The organism is Cellulosimicrobium protaetiae (assembly GCF_009708005.2).
In the GTDB taxonomy this organism is placed as follows: Bacteria; Actinomycetota; Actinomycetes; order Actinomycetales; family Cellulomonadaceae; genus Cellulosimicrobium; species Cellulosimicrobium protaetiae.
On record NZ_CP052757.1, the window covers coordinates 3562308 to 3577141 of the forward strand.

Annotated in this window: 14 protein-coding genes; 13 read left to right on the plus strand and 1 reads right to left on the minus strand. The window is 75.0% G+C overall.

Going from position 1 to position 14834, the window contains the following annotated elements; genetic code table 11:
* Positions 1-60 precede the first annotated feature (60 nt).
* Positions 61-1554, minus strand: coding sequence for an extracellular catalytic domain type 1 short-chain-length polyhydroxyalkanoate depolymerase (locus tag FIC82_RS15370; protein WP_168731961.1), 1494 nt, complete (start codon positions 1552-1554; stop codon positions 61-63).
* Between the two features lie 262 nt (positions 1555-1816).
* Here FIC82_RS15370 and FIC82_RS15375 point away from each other — a divergent pair, with 262 nt between their 5' ends.
* From FIC82_RS15375 to FIC82_RS15435, 13 genes are read left to right on the plus strand one after another with little or no spacing between them, the layout of a single operon-like run.
* Positions 1817-3031: a substrate-binding domain-containing protein gene (locus FIC82_RS15375; protein ID WP_154799085.1), complete on the plus strand. Its 1215-nt coding sequence runs from the start codon at positions 1817-1819 to the stop codon at positions 3029-3031.
* A 1-nt stretch (position 3032) separates the two neighbouring features.
* Entirely contained in the window at positions 3033-3809 is a 777-nt protein-coding gene (locus FIC82_RS15380) for an ABC transporter ATP-binding protein (RefSeq protein ID WP_168731962.1), read from the plus strand.
* Positions 3806-4585: an ABC transporter ATP-binding protein gene (locus tag FIC82_RS15385; protein ID WP_154799086.1), complete on the plus strand. Its 780-nt coding sequence runs from the start codon at positions 3806-3808 to the stop codon at positions 4583-4585. Before FIC82_RS15380 ends, FIC82_RS15385 begins: the two co-directional genes overlap by 4 nt.
* Positions 4582-5457 carry a branched-chain amino acid ABC transporter permease gene (locus FIC82_RS15390; RefSeq protein ID WP_168731963.1) on the plus strand — a complete coding sequence of 292 codons (876 nt, stop codon included), beginning with the start codon at positions 4582-4584 and terminating at the stop codon, positions 5455-5457. Before FIC82_RS15385 ends, FIC82_RS15390 begins: the two co-directional genes overlap by 4 nt.
* A complete protein-coding gene (locus FIC82_RS15395; protein WP_154799087.1) occupies positions 5454-6611 on the plus strand; it encodes a branched-chain amino acid ABC transporter permease in 1158 nt (385 codons plus the stop codon). The genes FIC82_RS15390 and FIC82_RS15395 overlap by 4 nt, the downstream gene beginning before the upstream one ends.
* The gene (locus tag FIC82_RS15400; protein WP_253691216.1) at positions 6608-8224 is read left to right on the plus strand and encodes a class I adenylate-forming enzyme family protein; all 1617 of its coding nucleotides are present in this window, start codon (positions 6608-6610) and stop codon (positions 8222-8224) included. Before FIC82_RS15395 ends, FIC82_RS15400 begins: the two co-directional genes overlap by 4 nt.
* Positions 8221-8919, plus strand: coding sequence for a TetR/AcrR family transcriptional regulator (locus FIC82_RS15405; protein ID WP_154799088.1), 699 nt, complete (start codon positions 8221-8223; stop codon positions 8917-8919). Before FIC82_RS15400 ends, FIC82_RS15405 begins: the two co-directional genes overlap by 4 nt.
* A complete protein-coding gene (locus FIC82_RS15410) occupies positions 8916-9710 on the plus strand; it encodes a 3-hydroxybutyrate dehydrogenase (protein WP_154799089.1) in 795 nt (264 codons plus the stop codon). The genes FIC82_RS15405 and FIC82_RS15410 overlap by 4 nt, the downstream gene beginning before the upstream one ends.
* Positions 9707-10807 (plus strand): alpha/beta hydrolase, encoded by a 1101-nt coding sequence (locus FIC82_RS15415; RefSeq protein ID WP_168731964.1) that lies wholly within the window; start codon positions 9707-9709, stop codon positions 10805-10807. The genes FIC82_RS15410 and FIC82_RS15415 overlap by 4 nt, the downstream gene beginning before the upstream one ends.
* The gene (locus tag FIC82_RS15420) at positions 10804-11688 is read left to right on the plus strand and encodes a CoA transferase subunit A (protein WP_154799090.1); all 885 of its coding nucleotides are present in this window, start codon (positions 10804-10806) and stop codon (positions 11686-11688) included. Before FIC82_RS15415 ends, FIC82_RS15420 begins: the two co-directional genes overlap by 4 nt.
* A gap of 3 nt (positions 11689-11691) precedes the next feature.
* Entirely contained in the window at positions 11692-12396 is a 705-nt protein-coding gene (locus FIC82_RS15425; protein ID WP_154799091.1) for a CoA transferase subunit B, read from the plus strand.
* Positions 12393-13559: an alpha/beta hydrolase gene (locus FIC82_RS15430; RefSeq protein ID WP_216609915.1), complete on the plus strand. Its 1167-nt coding sequence runs from the start codon at positions 12393-12395 to the stop codon at positions 13557-13559. Before FIC82_RS15425 ends, FIC82_RS15430 begins: the two co-directional genes overlap by 4 nt.
* A gap of 14 nt (positions 13560-13573) precedes the next feature.
* Positions 13574-14794 (plus strand): acetyl-CoA C-acetyltransferase, encoded by a 1221-nt coding sequence (locus tag FIC82_RS15435; protein ID WP_168732315.1) that lies wholly within the window; start codon positions 13574-13576, stop codon positions 14792-14794.
* Positions 14795-14834: the final 40 nt, after the last annotated feature.

Here is a 14834-nt window from a genome sequence, read left to right on the forward strand (position 1 = left end):
GGCGAGGTTGCGGCCCAGCCCGCCCGTGTCCCCGGGTTCGACGCGCGGATCCCGGCGCCCTCAGCAGGTCGTCGTGACCTCGTAGCGGCCCGGCGCGGCCCCGCGGAGGGTCGTGACCGTCGCGTCGCCCTGGCCGAGGTACGCGAGCGAGCCCACCGCGTAGTACGGGTTGTACGGGTTCACGCCGTAGGAGATCGCCCGGCCGGCGGCCCGGTGCTGGGCGTTGGTCGCCGTCCCGCACCATGGCCCGGACGGCGCCTGGACCGTCACGGTGACCTGCGTCGTCGTCGCGTTGCCCGCGGCGTCCACCGCGCGCGCCGCGAGCACGTGCGTCCCGGGCGGGAGCGCCGCCGTGTCCCAGTCGTACGCGTACGGGGCAGAGCGCAGCGTCGCGAGGGCCGCGCCGTCCACGCTCAGCTCGACGCGGTCCACCGCGCGCTCGTCCGACGCCGTGACCCGCACCGGGACGATCCCGGACACGACCCCGCCCTCGGCAGGCGACGTGAGCTCGACCGTCGGGGCGACGACGTCGGGGTCCGGCCCGGTGCCGGGGTCACGGTCGACGCGGCGGTTGTTCTCGAACAGGAAGTCGGTGAGGTAGGCCGGGTAGTCGACGCTGCTCGTCGACACGTATGCCCCGCCCGGGCCGCCGCCCGCGGGCCACGCGTGGGCGAGCCCGGTGTTCCGCACCAGCGAGACGCGCGGGCCGTCGGCGTCGGACCACAGCGAGCCGGAGCCCGCCGTGTTCGTCCCCGGGAGCCCGGCGAGCGAGAACGACGACGTGGCCCCGGCGCCGTAGAGGTCGGCCATGACCTGGGCGTTGAGCGTCCCGTAGCCGGTCGCGACGGTCGTGTCGGCGCTGCCGAAGACGACGGACGTCACCTGCGAGCCGAAGTCCGCCGCGTGCGTCCCCGCGAACGTCCGGCACGTGGAGCGCGCCTGCGCGAGCGTCGTCGCGACGCTCCCGATCTGGCCCGACGTCGTCCCGACGGTCGGACCGGCCGCGATCCCGACGCCGGCGAACACGTCGGGCGCGAGGCAGCCCATGACCATCGCCTGGCCGCCGCCGGAGGACAGCCCGCTGACGTAGACCTGGTCCGGGTCGATGCCGAGCGAGGTGTCGGCGAGCAGGGCCGAGACGAGGTCGAGCAGGTTGTCGTCGTGGCGCGCGGGGTTCGTGCGGCTGTGGTTCGTGTCGTAGTAGTCCCAGCAGCCCAGCAGGACGCCGCCGTTCGGCGCGGCAGGGATCGCCACGACCATGCCGTGGTCGTCGGCGGTGGCCGCCCAGTTGCCCGCGTTCTTGAGCACCTGGGAGGTCTGGACGCAGCCGTGCAACGAGATCATGAGCGCCCGACCGCCGGGGAGCGCGGGCTCGCTCGTCGGCCGGTACACCTCGACCGTCATGCCGCCGGCCGAGCGCTGCGACCAGGAGCCGGCGGCGGAGGCCGGTGCGATCACGAGCGGCGCGAGCACGACGGCGAGCGCCGTGCCGAGCGCGAGCGCCGCCGCGGACCGGCGGGAGCGGCTGCGCCGCCTGAGGGAGTGCCTGACCATCTGAACCTCCACGTCGAGGTCGGGTCGCCGTCGGCGCTGGACGCGCCGCGACGCGCACCGTTGCGCGCCGGACCCGGGCGAAGCGGACGTTACGTGTGACCTGAATCACCTGTCAACACTCCCGCATCCGGCCCTGTGGCCGGATCGTGACCGGCGCGGGTTGACATCGCGTCGATCGCGGATCCATGATTCCCGCAACCTGAATCGCCTCTCATGTTTTTGAGCGGCGCTCCCCCAGGACCACCCAACGAAGGGCGAAGTCATGCGGACGAAGAAGTCCCAGCGGCCGGCACTCGCCGTCGCCGCGCTCGCGGCCGCGAGCCTCGTGCTCGCCGCGTGCGCGCCGACCGACGCGACCGGCGGCGACACGACCGGAGGCGAGAGCAGCGCGAGCGCCGAGCCGGTCGACGTCGGCATCATCTACTCCAAGACCGGGCCGCTCGCGGCCTACGGCGAGGCCTACTACGAGGGCTTCCAGGCCGGTCTCGACCACGCGACCGACGGCACGGGCGAGGTCGACGGCCGCCCGGTCAACGTGACCTTCCACGACGACGGCGGCGACCCCGACAAGGCGGTCGGCCAGGCCAAGGACCTCATCGGCAAGGGCTACCAGATCCTCGGGGGCACGGTCGTGTCCGGCGTGGCGCTCAAGCTCGCCGAGCAGGCCGAGCAGAACAAGGTGCTCTACATCTCCGGCCCGGCCGCGGTCGACGCGCTCACGGGCATCAACGACTACACCTTCCGCTCGGGGCGCCAGTCGCTCCAGGACGTCGCGACGGCGGGGACGTTCGTCGACCCCGACGGCGCGAAGGTCGTCGTGTTCGCGCAGGACAACGCTTTCGGCCAGGGCAACCTCGCCGCGGTCGAGGCGGTCCTCGGCGCGCAGGGCGCCGAGGTGACGAGCGTGCTCGTGCCCGAGGACGCGACGGAGTTCACGCCGTTCGCGCACCAGATCGTCGACGCCGCGCCCGACCTCGTGTTCGTGGCGTGGGCCGGGGCGACGTCGGGCGCGATGTGGCAGGGCCTCGACCAGCAGGGCGTGCTCGACTCGACGACGGTCGTCACCGGCCTCGGCGACGTCGCGACCTACGGCGCGTACGGCGGCGCCGCGAGCAAGGTCGACTTCCTCAACCACTACTTCCCGGGCGCGGCGGGCACCGACGTCGAGGCCGCGATGCTCGCGTCGGTCGAGGAGGCCGGCAAGCAGGCGGACCTCTTCACGCCCGACGGCTTCGTCGCGGCGCAGATGATCGTCCACGCGATCACCGAGGGCGGCGACGACGTCGAGGGCATGGTCGACGCCCTCGAGGGCTGGAGCTTCGAGGGCCCCAAGGGCACGACGACGGTCCGCGCGTCCGACCACGCCCTGGTCCAGCCGATGTACCAGGTCAAGCTCGTGGCCGACGGCGACGCCTGGGTCCCCGAGCTCGTCACCGAGGTGCCGGGCGAGGACGTCGCGCCGGCCGAGGCGGGCTGACGTGGGCGAGCCGCACACCCTCCCCGCGCTCGAGGTCCGCGAGCTCGGCCTCCAGATCGGCGGGGCGCGCATCCTCCAGGGCGTGAGCCTCGCCGTCGGGCGGGGCGAGATGCTCGGGGTGATCGGGCCGAACGGTGCGGGCAAGACGACGCTCTTCAACCTGGTCTCGGGGATCCACCGCCCGACGAGCGGGTCGGTGCTCCTCGAGGGCGCGGACGTGACGACCGCCTCGGTGGCCGCGCGCGCCCGCGCCGGGCTGGGCCGCACGTTCCAGACGTCGAGCCTGTTCCCGCGCCTGAGCGTCCGGGAGAACGTGCGGCTCGCCGCGCAGGGGCGCCTCGGCGGCGCCCTGTCCGTGCTGCGGTTCCCGCGTCGCGGCGACGCCGCGACGCGGGAGGCCGACCGGCACCTGGAGACCGTGGGGCTCACGCGCCGCGCCGACGTCGCGGCCGGGGACCTGTCGCACGGCGACAAGCGCAAGCTCGAGATCGCGGTGCTCCTCGCCACGGAGCCGCGCGTCGTGCTGCTCGACGAGCCCATGGCGGGCGTGTCGTCGGCCGACGTGCCCGGCCTCGTCGAGGTCATCCGCGACCTGCACGCGACCGGCTGCACGGTACTCATGGTCGAGCACCACATGGACGTCGTGCTGGGGCTCGTGGACCGCGTCGCCGTCATGCACCACGGCGAGCTGCTCGCGTGCGACACCCCCGACGCCGTCATGGCGGACCCGACGGTGCAGAGCGCCTACCTGGGCGTCACGGCAGGGGAGGCAGCATGATCGCCGGCAGGAACCGGACCGACCGGACCGGAGCGACGGCCGACGTGCCCGTGCTCGAGGTGCGCGGGCTGTCCGCGCGCATCGCGGGACAGCAGGTCGTCGAGGACGTGACGTTCTCGGTCCCGGCGACGGGCGTCACGGCGGTGCTGGGGCGTAACGGCGTCGGCAAGACGTCGACCCTCAAGGCCGTGCTCGGCCTGATCGAGCGCCGCGGCGAGGTGCGGCTCGCGGGCGAGCGCGTCGACGGCGAGCGCACGGACAGGATCGTGCGCCGTGGCGTCGGGTACGTGCCCGAGGACCGGGAGGTGTTCGCCGGGCTCACGGTCGCGGAGAACCTGCGGCTCGCGGAGCGCGACGCGCACCCGCGCCGCGAGCTCGTCGCGGAGCTGTTCCCGGACCTCGTGCAGCGCGCGGCGCAGCGCGCCGGCACGCTCTCGGGCGGCCAGCAGCAGATGGTGTCGCTCGCGCGCGCCCTGCTCAACACCAACCGCCTGCTCCTCGTCGACGAGCCCACCAAGGGCCTCGCGCCCCGGATCGTCGGCGAGGTGTCGGACGCGCTCGCCGAGGCGGCCCGCACGGTGCCGATCCTGCTCGTCGAGCAGAACCTCGAGGTCATCGAGCGGCTCGCCGAGCGTGTCGTCGTGATCGACGCGGGCCGCGTCGTGCACACCGGCCCCGCGCGCGAGCTCCTCGACGATCCCGACCGCGTCCAGCAGCTCCTCGGCGTGCACGCCGAGGTCGACCACCACGGAACCGAAGGGGCGGTGGCCCGGTGAGCACGATCGTCCTTCTCCTCGTCACGGGGCTCGGCCTCGGGGCGCTGTACTTCCTCGTCGCGTCGGGCCTGTCGCTCATCTACGGGCTCATGGGCGTGCTGAACTTCGCGCACGGGTCGTTCCTCACGCTCGGCGCGTTCGGCGGCTGGTTCGTCGCGCGCTCGCTCGGCGCGGACTCGTGGGGTGTGTTCGCGCTCTCGCTGGTCGCCGGTGCGGTCGTCGGGGCGGGGGCCGCGGCGCTCACCGAGCTGCTGCTCATCCGCCCGCTCTACGAGCGGCACATCGAGCAGGTGCTCGTCACGGTCGGGCTCTCGCTCGCGTCCGTGGCGCTGTTCGAGGGCATGTGGGGCTCAGACCCCGAGTTCATCTCCGGGCCCGCGTGGCTCAAGGGCACGACCGACCTCGCGGGCGCGCCGGTGCCCAACGACCGGTTCGTCGCGATCGCCGCGGCGGCGCTCGTGCTCGGCGCGATCGTGCTGTTCCTCCGGCGCACCCGCTACGGGCTCATCATCCGCGCGGGCGTCGAGAACCGGTCCATGGTCACGGCGCTCGGGATCGACGTGCGCAAGGCGTTCACGCTCGTGTTCGCCCTCGGCGGCGCGGCTGCGGGACTCGGCGGCGTCCTCGCCTCGCAGTACTTCGGCTACGTCTCGCCGCACCTCGGCGGGTCGCTGCTCATCTTCGCGTTCATCGTCACCGTGATCGGCGGCCTCGGGTCGCTCACCGGTGCCGCGGTCGCCTCCGTCCTCGTCGCGGTCCTGCAGCAGTTCGCGAACTACTACCTCGGCTACGGCGACCTCATCGTCGTGCTGCTGCTCGCGCTCGTGCTCCTCGTCCGTCCCACCGGCCTCCTCGGGAGGGCAGCCGCATGACCACCCAGACCGCTCCCCCGGCCGCGGCGGCCCCCGCCGACGACGCACCGCGCGCCCACCGGAACGCCCGTCGGGCGCCGTCGGGCACGCTCGTCCGCACGCTCGCGGGCGTCGCGCTCGTCGCGCTCCTTGCGTGCCTCCCGCTGCTGGCGATCCACGTCCCGGGCGTCCTGCCCGGCCCCACCTACACGCCCGGCGCGCTCCAGATGATGGCGCTGTGCTGGCTCATCGGCGCGCTCGCCCTGAGCTACCACCTGCTGTTCGGCGTCGCGGGCCTGCTGAGCTTCGGCCACGCGCTCTACTTTGCCGCCGGCGTCTACGGGCTCGCGATCGTGCTCGACACGACCGAGATCCCGCTCCTGCCCGCCGCGGCGCTCGTGCTCGTCGGGGGCATCGTCCTCGCGCACGTCGTCGGCGCGATCTCGCTGCGCGTCACCGGCATCTCCTTCGCGATGGTCACGCTCGCGTTCGCCCAGGCGGGCAACGTGCTGGTGCGCCGCAACCCCGGCGGGGCGACCGGCGGAGAGGAGGGCCTGGCGCTCGCGACCGGGAACGTCCCCGACGCGTTCGTCGGGGTGCTCAACACACGCAACCTCTACTGGCTCGCGCTCGCCGTGCTCGTCGGCGTCTACCTCGTCGTGCTGTGGGTCGAGCGCTCGCGCGCCGGGCACGTCGCGGCGGCGACGCGCGAGAACGAGATGCGCGTGCGCGTCATCGGCGGGCGCCCCTACCTCGTCAAGCTCCTCGTGTTCGTGCTCGCGGCGACGCTCGCGACAGTCGTCGGCATGGCGTACCTGCTGCTCCAGTCCGGTGCGGTGCCGCGCGCGACGTCGGCCGACTTCACGCTCACGCTGCTCGTCATGGTCGTGCTCGGCGGCGTCGGGTCCCGGTGGGGCGCGATCGTCGGCGGCGTGCTCTACACGATCCTCGACCAGCGGCTCGGGACGCTCGCGAGCTCCGCGGCCGTCGCGGACCTCCCGGCCGTGCTGCGCGTGCCGCTCAGCGAACCGCTGTTCCTGCTCGGGACCCTCTTCATCCTCGTCGTGATGTTCCTGCCCGGCGGGATCGCCGGCGCCGCGTCGCGCCTCGCCGCGCGCCGCCGCCCGCGGGAGGATCGGGAGGGAGCCCGCGAGCGCCTCGAGGAGGTGGCATGACGATGACGCAGCACCGGCCCGGCGCGCAGGACGGCCTGCACACCCTCGGGCGCTGGACGCGCGACCGCGCCCTCGCGACGCCGGACCGCGTCGCGGTCGACGACCGGGGCGTGACCCTGCGCTACCGCGACCTGCACGAGCGCGCGAGCACCCTGGCGGCCGCGTTCCGCGAGGCGGGCTACGGCGTCGGGGACCGCGTGGCCACGGTGACGGGCAACAGCGCCGACCAGGTCGTGCTGTTCTTCGCGTGCGCGCAGGCGGGGCTCGTCCTCGCGCCGCTCTCGTGGCGCCTGTCGCCCGGCGAGCTCGCGGCCCAGCTCGAGCAGGCCGACCCCGCGCTCGTGCTCGTCGAGCAGGAGTTCTCCGCGCTGGCCGACGTCGCCCTGGACCGGCTCGTCCTGCCGCCTCGGCGCACCGAGCTCGGCCGCAGCGGCGTCGAGGCGCGGGTCCCCGCGCCGTCGCGCCGCCCGCGGCTGACCGACGGCGCACGGGGTACAGGTGGCGCAGACCGTGCCGCGGTGGCGCCCGCGCCCGAGCGCCGGGACGTGCGCGACGACGACCCGCTCCTGCTCGTCTTCACGTCCGGGACGCAGGGCACGCCCAAGGGCGCGCTGCTCACGCACGCGAACTGCTTCTGGACCAACCTCTCGCTCTCGCGCACGGTCGAGCTCACGAGCCACGACGTCGTGCTGAGCGTGCTGCCGCAGTTCCACGCGGGCGGCTGGAACATCCAGCCCCTGCTCGCGTGGTGGACCGGCGCGACGGTCGTCCTGGAGCGCACGTTCGAGCCCGAGCGCGTGCTCCAGCTCGTCGCCGAGCGCCGCGTCACCACCATGATGGGCGTCCCGACGAACTACCTGCTGCTCGCCGAGCACCCCGGCTTCGCGGACGCCGACCTGTCGTCGCTGCGGCACGCCGTCGTGGGTGGCGCGCCCATGCCGGAGCCGCTGCTGCGCACGTGGCACCGGCGCGGCGTCGCGCTCTCGCAGGGGTACGGGCTCACCGAGGCCGGGCCCAACGTGCTGTGCCTGCCCGACGACCAGGCGCGCGAACGCATCGGGTCCGCCGGGACGCCGTACCCGCACGTCGAGGTCGCGGTGGCCGACCCGGTGACCGGCCGGCACCTCGACGGACCGGCGTCCGGCGAGCTGCTGGTCCGCGGTCCCGGGGTGTTCGCCGGCTACTTCCGCGACGACGCCGCGACGGCCGCCGTCCTGCACGACGGCTGGTTGCGCACCGGGGACCTCGTCGAGCGCGACGCCGACGGGTACTACCGCGTGGTGGACCGGATCAAGGACGTCTTCATCGTCGGCGGCGAGAACGTCACGCCGTCCGAGGTGGAGGCCGTGCTCCGGCGGCACCCCGGCGTCGCGGACGTCGCGGTCGTGGGCGTCCCCGACGGCCGGTGGGGCGAGGTCGGCGCGGCGTTCGTCGTCCCGCGCCAGGGCGTCCCCACCGACGCCGAGGACCTGGAGGCGTTCTGCCGCCGCGAGCTCGCGCACTTCAAGGTCCCGCGCCGCTTCGACCTCGTCCCGTCCCTGCCCCGCACGTCGTTGCACAAGGTGTCGCGCCGCTCGCTCGCCGAGCGCGTGACCGTCCCGGAGGACTCATGAGCACCCAGCCCCGCACCGCCCGCGGCAACCGCACGCGGGCGAAGATCCTCGCCGCGGCCGAGCAGGTGTTCGCCGAGGTCGGGTACCACGACGCGTCGATCGTGAAGATCACCGAGTCCGCGGGCGTCGGGCAGGGCACGTTCTACCTGTACTTCGAGTCGAAGATCGACGTGTTCGACGAGCTCGTCGACGACCTCAACCGCCGCGTGCGGCACGCGATGATCGAGGCGAGCTCGCAGGCGACGACGCGTCTGGCCGCCGAGCGTGCGGGCTTCGAAGCGTTCTTCCGCTTCACCGCCGAGCACCCGGCGCTCTACCGCATCGTGCGGCAGGCCGAGTTCGTCTCGCCCGGGGCGCTGCGCCGCCACTACGCGCGCATCGTCGAGGGCTACATGACCGGGCTCGACAAGGCGCGCGCGAACGGCGAGGTCGGCCACGACGTCGACCCGGAGGTCGCCGCCTGGGCGCTCATGGGCATCGGCGAGATCGTCGGGATGCGCTGGGTGCTGTGGGGCGGGCGCTGGGACGAGGGCGCGGAGCCGCCGTCGTACGACACCGCGGCCGCCGAGGTCCCGCCGCACGTGTTCGAGCAGACCATGCAGTTCATCGAGCGCGCGCTCGCCGCGCCGCGGGCCGCCCCACCGGCCGGGACCGGACCCGCCACCACGACCGACACCGAAGGAGACGCGCGATGACCGCCGCCGCCACCGTCCCCGCAGGCATCCCCGCCGGGTCCGGCGCCCCGACGCTCGCCGGGCGCCGCGCGCTCGTCACGGGCGGCGCGAGCGGCATCGGCGCCGCGTGCGCGCGCGAGCTCGCCGCGCGCGGCGCGCACGTGACCGTCGCCGACGTCGACCCCGACGGCGCGCGCCGCCTCGCGGACGAGCTCGGCGGCGAGGCGTGGGTCGTCGACCTCGCCGACACGCGCGCGCTCGACGACCTCACGCTCGACGTCGACGTCCTCGTCAACAACGCGGGCGTGCAGCGCGTGAGCCCCATCGAGGACTTCCGGCCCGACGACTTCCGCCTGCTCCACGCGATCATGCTCGAGGCGCCGTTCCTGCTGGTCCGCGCCGCGCTGCCGGGGATGTACGCGCGCGGGTTCGGGCGCGTCGTCAACGTCTCGTCCGTGCACGGCCTCGTCGCGTCGCCGTTCAAGTCGGCGTACGTGTCCGCGAAGCACGGGCTCGAGGGGTTGTCCAAGGTGACGGCGCTCGAGGGCGGCCCGCACGGCGTGACGAGCGTGTGCGTCAACCCCGGGTACGTGCGCACGCCGCTCGTCGAGAGGCAGATCGCGGACCAGGCGCGCGTGCACGGCATCCCCGAGTCCGAGGTGCTCGCGACGGTGCTCCTCGCCGAGTCCGCGGTGAAGCGGCTCGTCGAGCCGGAGGAGGTCGCGTCGCTCGTCGGCTGGCTCACCGGCCCCGACGCGTCGATGGTCTCGGGGGCCTCGTGGACGATCGACGGCGGCTGGAGCGCCCGGTGACCGCGGGTGCGACCGCGGGCACGGCTGCCCGCCCGACGACGGACCCCGCGCGCGCGTCGCACGACGTCACCGCGGCGACCCACACCTACGCGACGCTCGACGTGCCCGTCGCGGGCGGCCGTCTCCGCGTCGGCGTGTGGGACCCGGTCGACCCGCTCGCACCCGGGCCGGGCGCCCGGCCCGACGGCGGCACGCACCCCGCGCACGACGCGGTCCCGACCGTCCTCGCCGTGCACGGCATCACGGCGTCGCACCGCGCGTGGCCGGCGGTCGCCGCGGCCCTCCCGGGCGTGCGCGTCGTCGCGCCCGACCTGCGGGGGCGCGGGCGCAGCAACGCCCTGCCCGGCCCGTACGGCATGGGTGCGCACGCGGACGACCTCGCGACGGTCCTCGACGCGCTGGGGATCGACCGCGTCGTGGCGCTCGGCCACTCCATGGGGGCGTTCGTGTCCGTCGTGCTCGCGCACCGCCACCCCGGCCGCGTCTCCCGGCTCGTGCTCGTCGACGGCGGTATCCCGCTCCCGCCGCCGACCGGGCTCGCGCCCGACGCGACGCACGACGAGGTCCTGCGCGCCCTGCTCGGCCCGGCCGTCGAGCGCCTCGAGCGCACGTTCGCCGACCACGAGGAGTACCGCGGCTTCTGGCGCGCGCACCCCGCGTTCGCGAGCGCGTGGGACGAGCCGTGGGGCGACGTCGTCGCGGGGTACGTCGACTACGACCTCGTCGGCGAGGCGCCCGCGCTGCGCCCGGCGTCGTCGGGCGCGGCGGTCTCCGCCGACTCGCTCGAGCTCTACGAGGGCGGGCCGCTCGCGGACGCGCTCGCGGGCGACCACCCGCTCGACGTGCCCCTCGTGCTGCTGCGCGCGCCGCGCGGCCTGCTCGACGAGCCCGAGGCCCTCTACTCGCCCGAGCACCTCGCCGCGTGGCGCGCGCGGCTGCCGGGGCTGCGCACCCGCGACGTAGCGGGTATCAATCACTACACGATCATCATGAGCCCGCCCGGCGTCGAGGCCGTCGCGGGCGAGACCCTGCGGGCCCTGGCCGCCGTCACGAGCGGCGGACCCGGACCGGCGAGTGACGAGGAGGTCACGGCATGAGCCCCACGATCGCGTCCCCACGAGGGACCGGGCTGGACAAGGTGGTCGCGTCCGCGGCCGAGGCCGTCGCGGACGTGCCCGACGGCGCGTCGCTCGCCGTCGGCGGGTTCGGCCTGTGCGGCAACCCCATCGCGCTCATCGAGGCGCTGCTCGCCCAGGGCACGCGCGACCTGTGGGTCGTGAGCAACAACTGCGGGGTCGACGACTGGGGCCTGGGCGTCCTGCTCGGCGCGGGGCGCATCCGGAAGATGACGAGCTCGTACGTCGGCGAGAACAAGGAGTTCGAGCGGCAGTTCCTCTCGGGCGAGCTCGAGCTGGAGCTCACCCCGCAGGGCACGCTCGCGGAGAAGCTGCGCGCCGGGGGCGCGGGCATCGCCGGGTTCTGGACGCGCACGGGCGTCGGCACGCAGGTCGCCGAGGGCGGCCTGCCCCAGCGGTACGACGGCGCGGGCGGCGTCGCGCAGGCGAGCGCGCCCAAGGAGGTGCGCACGTTCGGCGTCGGGCCGCGCGGTCGCGACGGCGCGTTCGCCGACGACGCCGAGTTCGTCCTCGAGGACGCGATCACCACGGACTTCGCGCTCGTGCACGCGCTGCGCGGCGACCGGCACGGCAACCTCGTGTTCCACCGGTCGGCCCGCAACTTCTCCCCGCTCGCCGCGATGGCGGGCCGCGTGTGCGTCGCGCAGGTCGAGGAGCTCGTCGAGCCCGGCGAGATCGACCCCGACGCCGTGCACCTGCCCGGCGTGTTCGTGCACCGCGTCGTCGAGGTCGGCCCCGACGCGCCCAAGCGCATCGAGCGTCGCACCGTGCGCCCGGTCGCCACGACCGACCAGCCCGCGCCCGCGCCGTCGGGCACCGCGACCAGCGTGAAGGAGGGCTGAGGCATGGCGCTCACCCGTGACGAGATGGCCGCGCGCGCCGCGCGCGAGCTCCAGGACGGCTGGTACGTCAACCTCGGCATCGGCCTGCCGACGCTCGTGCCCAACTACGTGCCCCAGGACAAGCACCTCGTGCTCCAGTCGGAGAACGGGATCCTCGGCGTCGGGCCGTACCCGACCGAGGACGCCGTGGACCCCGACCTCATCAACGCCGGCAAGGAGACCGTCACCGTCCTGCCGGGCGCCGCGTTCTTCGACTCCGCGCTGAGCTTCGGCATGATCCGCGGCGGCAAGATCGACGCCGCGATCCTCGGCGGCATGCAGGTCTCCGCGACGGGCGACCTCGCCAACTGGATGATCCCCGGCAAGATGGTCAAGGGCCCCGGCGGCGCGATGGACCTCGTGCACGGGGCCGCGCGCGTCATCGTCCTCATGGAGCACGTCGCGCGCGACGGCTCGCCCAAGATCTTGCGCTCGTGCTCGCTGCCCCTCACCGGGCGGGGCGTCGTGCACCGGATCATCACCGATCTCGCCGTGATCGACGTGACGCCCGACGGCCTCGTGCTGCGCGAGACCGCACCCGGCGTGAGCGTCGACGACGTGCGCGCCGCGACCGAGCCAGACCTCGCCGTCGCGCTCGACGACGCCCCGCTCGACGTCGCCGATGCCGGCCCGGGGCCGTCCACCCAGGCCGCCGGGACGCCGTCGTGACGCGCGACGTGCTGCGGCGTGACGTGCTGCGCCACGACGTCCCCACCCCGCGCGGGCGCGAGCACGTGCGCGAGGTCGTGGCCGACGGCGACGCGCGGGCCACGGTCCTGCTCGTGCACGGCAACTGCTCGTCGTCGGCGTTCTTCGACCCCCTGCTGCGCGCGCTGCCCGCCGACGTGCGCGGCGTCGCCGTCGACCTGCGCGGGTACGGGGACGCCGAGGTCCGTCCCGTCGACGCGACGCGCGGCGTGCGGGACTACGCGGACGACGTCGCGGCCGTCGTCGACGCGCTCGATCTCGCGCGCCCGCTCGTCGCCGTCGCGCACTCCGCGGGGGCGGGGGTCGTGCTCCAGCTCGCGACCGACCGGCCCGACCTGTTCGACGCGGTCCTCCTCGAGGCGCCCATGTCGCCCTACGGGTTCGGCGGCACGCGCGACGTCGACGGGACGCCGCTCTCCCCCGACTTCGCGGGATCGGGCGCTGGGACGGCGAACCCCGCGTTCGTCGCGGCGCTCGCCGCCGGCGACCGCAGCGAGGACGCCGGGTCGCCCCGCGACGTGCTGCGCCGCTTCTACGTCGCCGACCCGGCCTCGCTCGGCGAGCCGCTCGGCGCGCTCGAGGAGCTGCTGCTCGACTCCGTGCTCTCCACGCGCACCGGCGACGGCAACTACCCGGGCGACCACACGCCGTCGGGCACGTGGCCCGGCGTGGCACCCGGGACGGGCGGCATGAACAACGCGATCAGCGCGAGGTACTGCGACCTGTCCGGCTTCGCGGCCTCCGGCGCGACGGCACCGGTGCTGTGGGTGCGCGGCGACGCCGACGCGATCGTCTCGGACGCCTCGCTGTTCGACCTCGCACAGCTCGGCGCGCTCGGTGCGGTACCCGGCTGGCCGGGCGCCGAGACGCACCCGCCGCAGCCGATGGTCGCTCAGACCCGGGCCGTCCTCGACGCCTACGCGGCCGCGGGCGGGCGGTACCGTGAAGAGGTGCGGCCCGGCGTCGGGCACAGCCCCCACCTCGAGGAGCCGGACGTGTTCCTCGGGCTCCTGCTCGGGCTCGTGGACGACGCCGTCGCCGGCACGACCACCGTACGAGCGGGCACCACACCCCCGGCGCCCGCGCAGACACCGCCGTCCGCACCCCTGGAGGTCCAGCCGTGAGCACCACCGCTCCTATCCCCCACGACTCCCGCGATGCCTCTCCCGCCGCCCGCCCCGACGACGTCGTGATCGTCGCCGCCGCCCGCACTCCCCAGGGGCGGCTCAAGGGCTCGCTCGCCGCGCTGACTGCGGTCGAGCTCGGCGCCGTCGCCGCGCGCGCCGCGATCGAGCGCTCGGGGCTCGGCGCGGACGCCGTCGACGCCGTGGTGTTCGGCCAGGTGCTCCAGGCCGGGGCGGGGCAGAACCCCGCGCGCCAGACGGCCGCAGGCGCCGGCATCGGCTGGGACGTGCCCGCCGTGACGGTGAACAAGGTGTGCCTGTCCGGCCTGACCGCCGTCATCGACGGGACGCGGATGATCCGCTCCGGCGAGGCCGAGGTCGTGCTCGTCGGCGGCCAGGAGTCCATGACCAACGCGCCGCACCTGCTGCCCGGCTCGCGCGCCGGGTTCGCGTTCGGCGACGCGACGCTCGTCGACGCCGTCGCGCGCGACGGGCTCACCGACGCGTTCGACCGCGCCTCCATGGGCGTCTCGACCGAGCGCACCAACACCGGCGACGTGTTCGTGTCGCGCGAGGAGCAGGACGCCGTCGCGGCGGCCTCGCACCAGCGCGCCGCGGCCGCGGCGAAGGACGGCCTGTTCGACGCCGAGCTCGCGCCCGTGAGCGTCCCGCAGCGCCGAGGCGAGCCGGTCGAGGTGCGCGACGACGAGGGCGTGCGCCCCGACACGAGCGTCGAGGGCCTCGCGCGCCTGCGACCCGCGTTCGACCCCGAGGGCACCATCACCGCGGGCAACGCGTCGCAGATCTCCGACGGCGCCGCCGCGCTCGTGCTGACGACCCGCGCCCGGGCCGAGTCCGCGGGCGCGCCCGTGCTCGCGACCGTGCGGGCGTGGGGCCAGGTCGCCGGCCCGGACACGTCGCTGCACTCCCAGCCCGCGCGCGCGATCCGCCAGGCCCTCGACCGGGCCGGGTGGACGGTCGAGGACCTCGACCTCGTCGAGATCAACGAGGCGTTCGCGACCGTCGTCGCGGTGTCCACGCGCGTGCTCGGCGTCTCGCCGGACGTCGTCAACGTGCACGGTGGCGGCATCTCGCTCGGCCACCCCATCGGTGCGTCCGGTGCCCGCCTCGCGGTCCACGCGGCGCACGAGCTCGCACGCCGCGGCGGCGGGCGCGTCGCCGTCGGGCTGTGCGGCGGCGGGGGCCAGGGCGAGGCGCTGCTCCTGGAGGCCTGACGGTCGGCGACGGGGGCGCGGGGGTTCGAGGGGACGGTTC

What these genes read in the sequence shown, in the direction of transcription:
- FIC82_RS15370 (WP_168731961.1), bottom strand. Translation starts at nt 1,554, where the DNA reads ATGGTCAGGCACTCCCTCAGGCGGCGCAGCCGCTCCCGCCGGTCCGCG.
- FIC82_RS15375 (WP_154799085.1), top strand. Translation starts at nt 1,817, where the DNA reads ATGCGGACGAAGAAGTCCCAGCGGCCGGCACTCGCCGTCGCCGCGCTC.
- FIC82_RS15385 (WP_154799086.1), top strand. Translation starts at nt 3,806, where the DNA reads ATGATCGCCGGCAGGAACCGGACCGACCGGACCGGAGCGACGGCCGAC.
- FIC82_RS15395 (WP_154799087.1), top strand. Translation starts at nt 5,454, where the DNA reads ATGACCACCCAGACCGCTCCCCCGGCCGCGGCGGCCCCCGCCGACGAC.
- FIC82_RS15400 (WP_253691216.1), top strand. Translation starts at nt 6,608, where the DNA reads ATGACGATGACGCAGCACCGGCCCGGCGCGCAGGACGGCCTGCACACC.
- FIC82_RS15405 (WP_154799088.1), top strand. Translation starts at nt 8,221, where the DNA reads ATGAGCACCCAGCCCCGCACCGCCCGCGGCAACCGCACGCGGGCGAAG.
- FIC82_RS15410 (WP_154799089.1), top strand. Translation starts at nt 8,916, where the DNA reads ATGACCGCCGCCGCCACCGTCCCCGCAGGCATCCCCGCCGGGTCCGGC.
- FIC82_RS15420 (WP_154799090.1), top strand. Translation starts at nt 10,804, where the DNA reads ATGAGCCCCACGATCGCGTCCCCACGAGGGACCGGGCTGGACAAGGTG.
- FIC82_RS15425 (WP_154799091.1), top strand. Translation starts at nt 11,692, where the DNA reads ATGGCGCTCACCCGTGACGAGATGGCCGCGCGCGCCGCGCGCGAGCTC.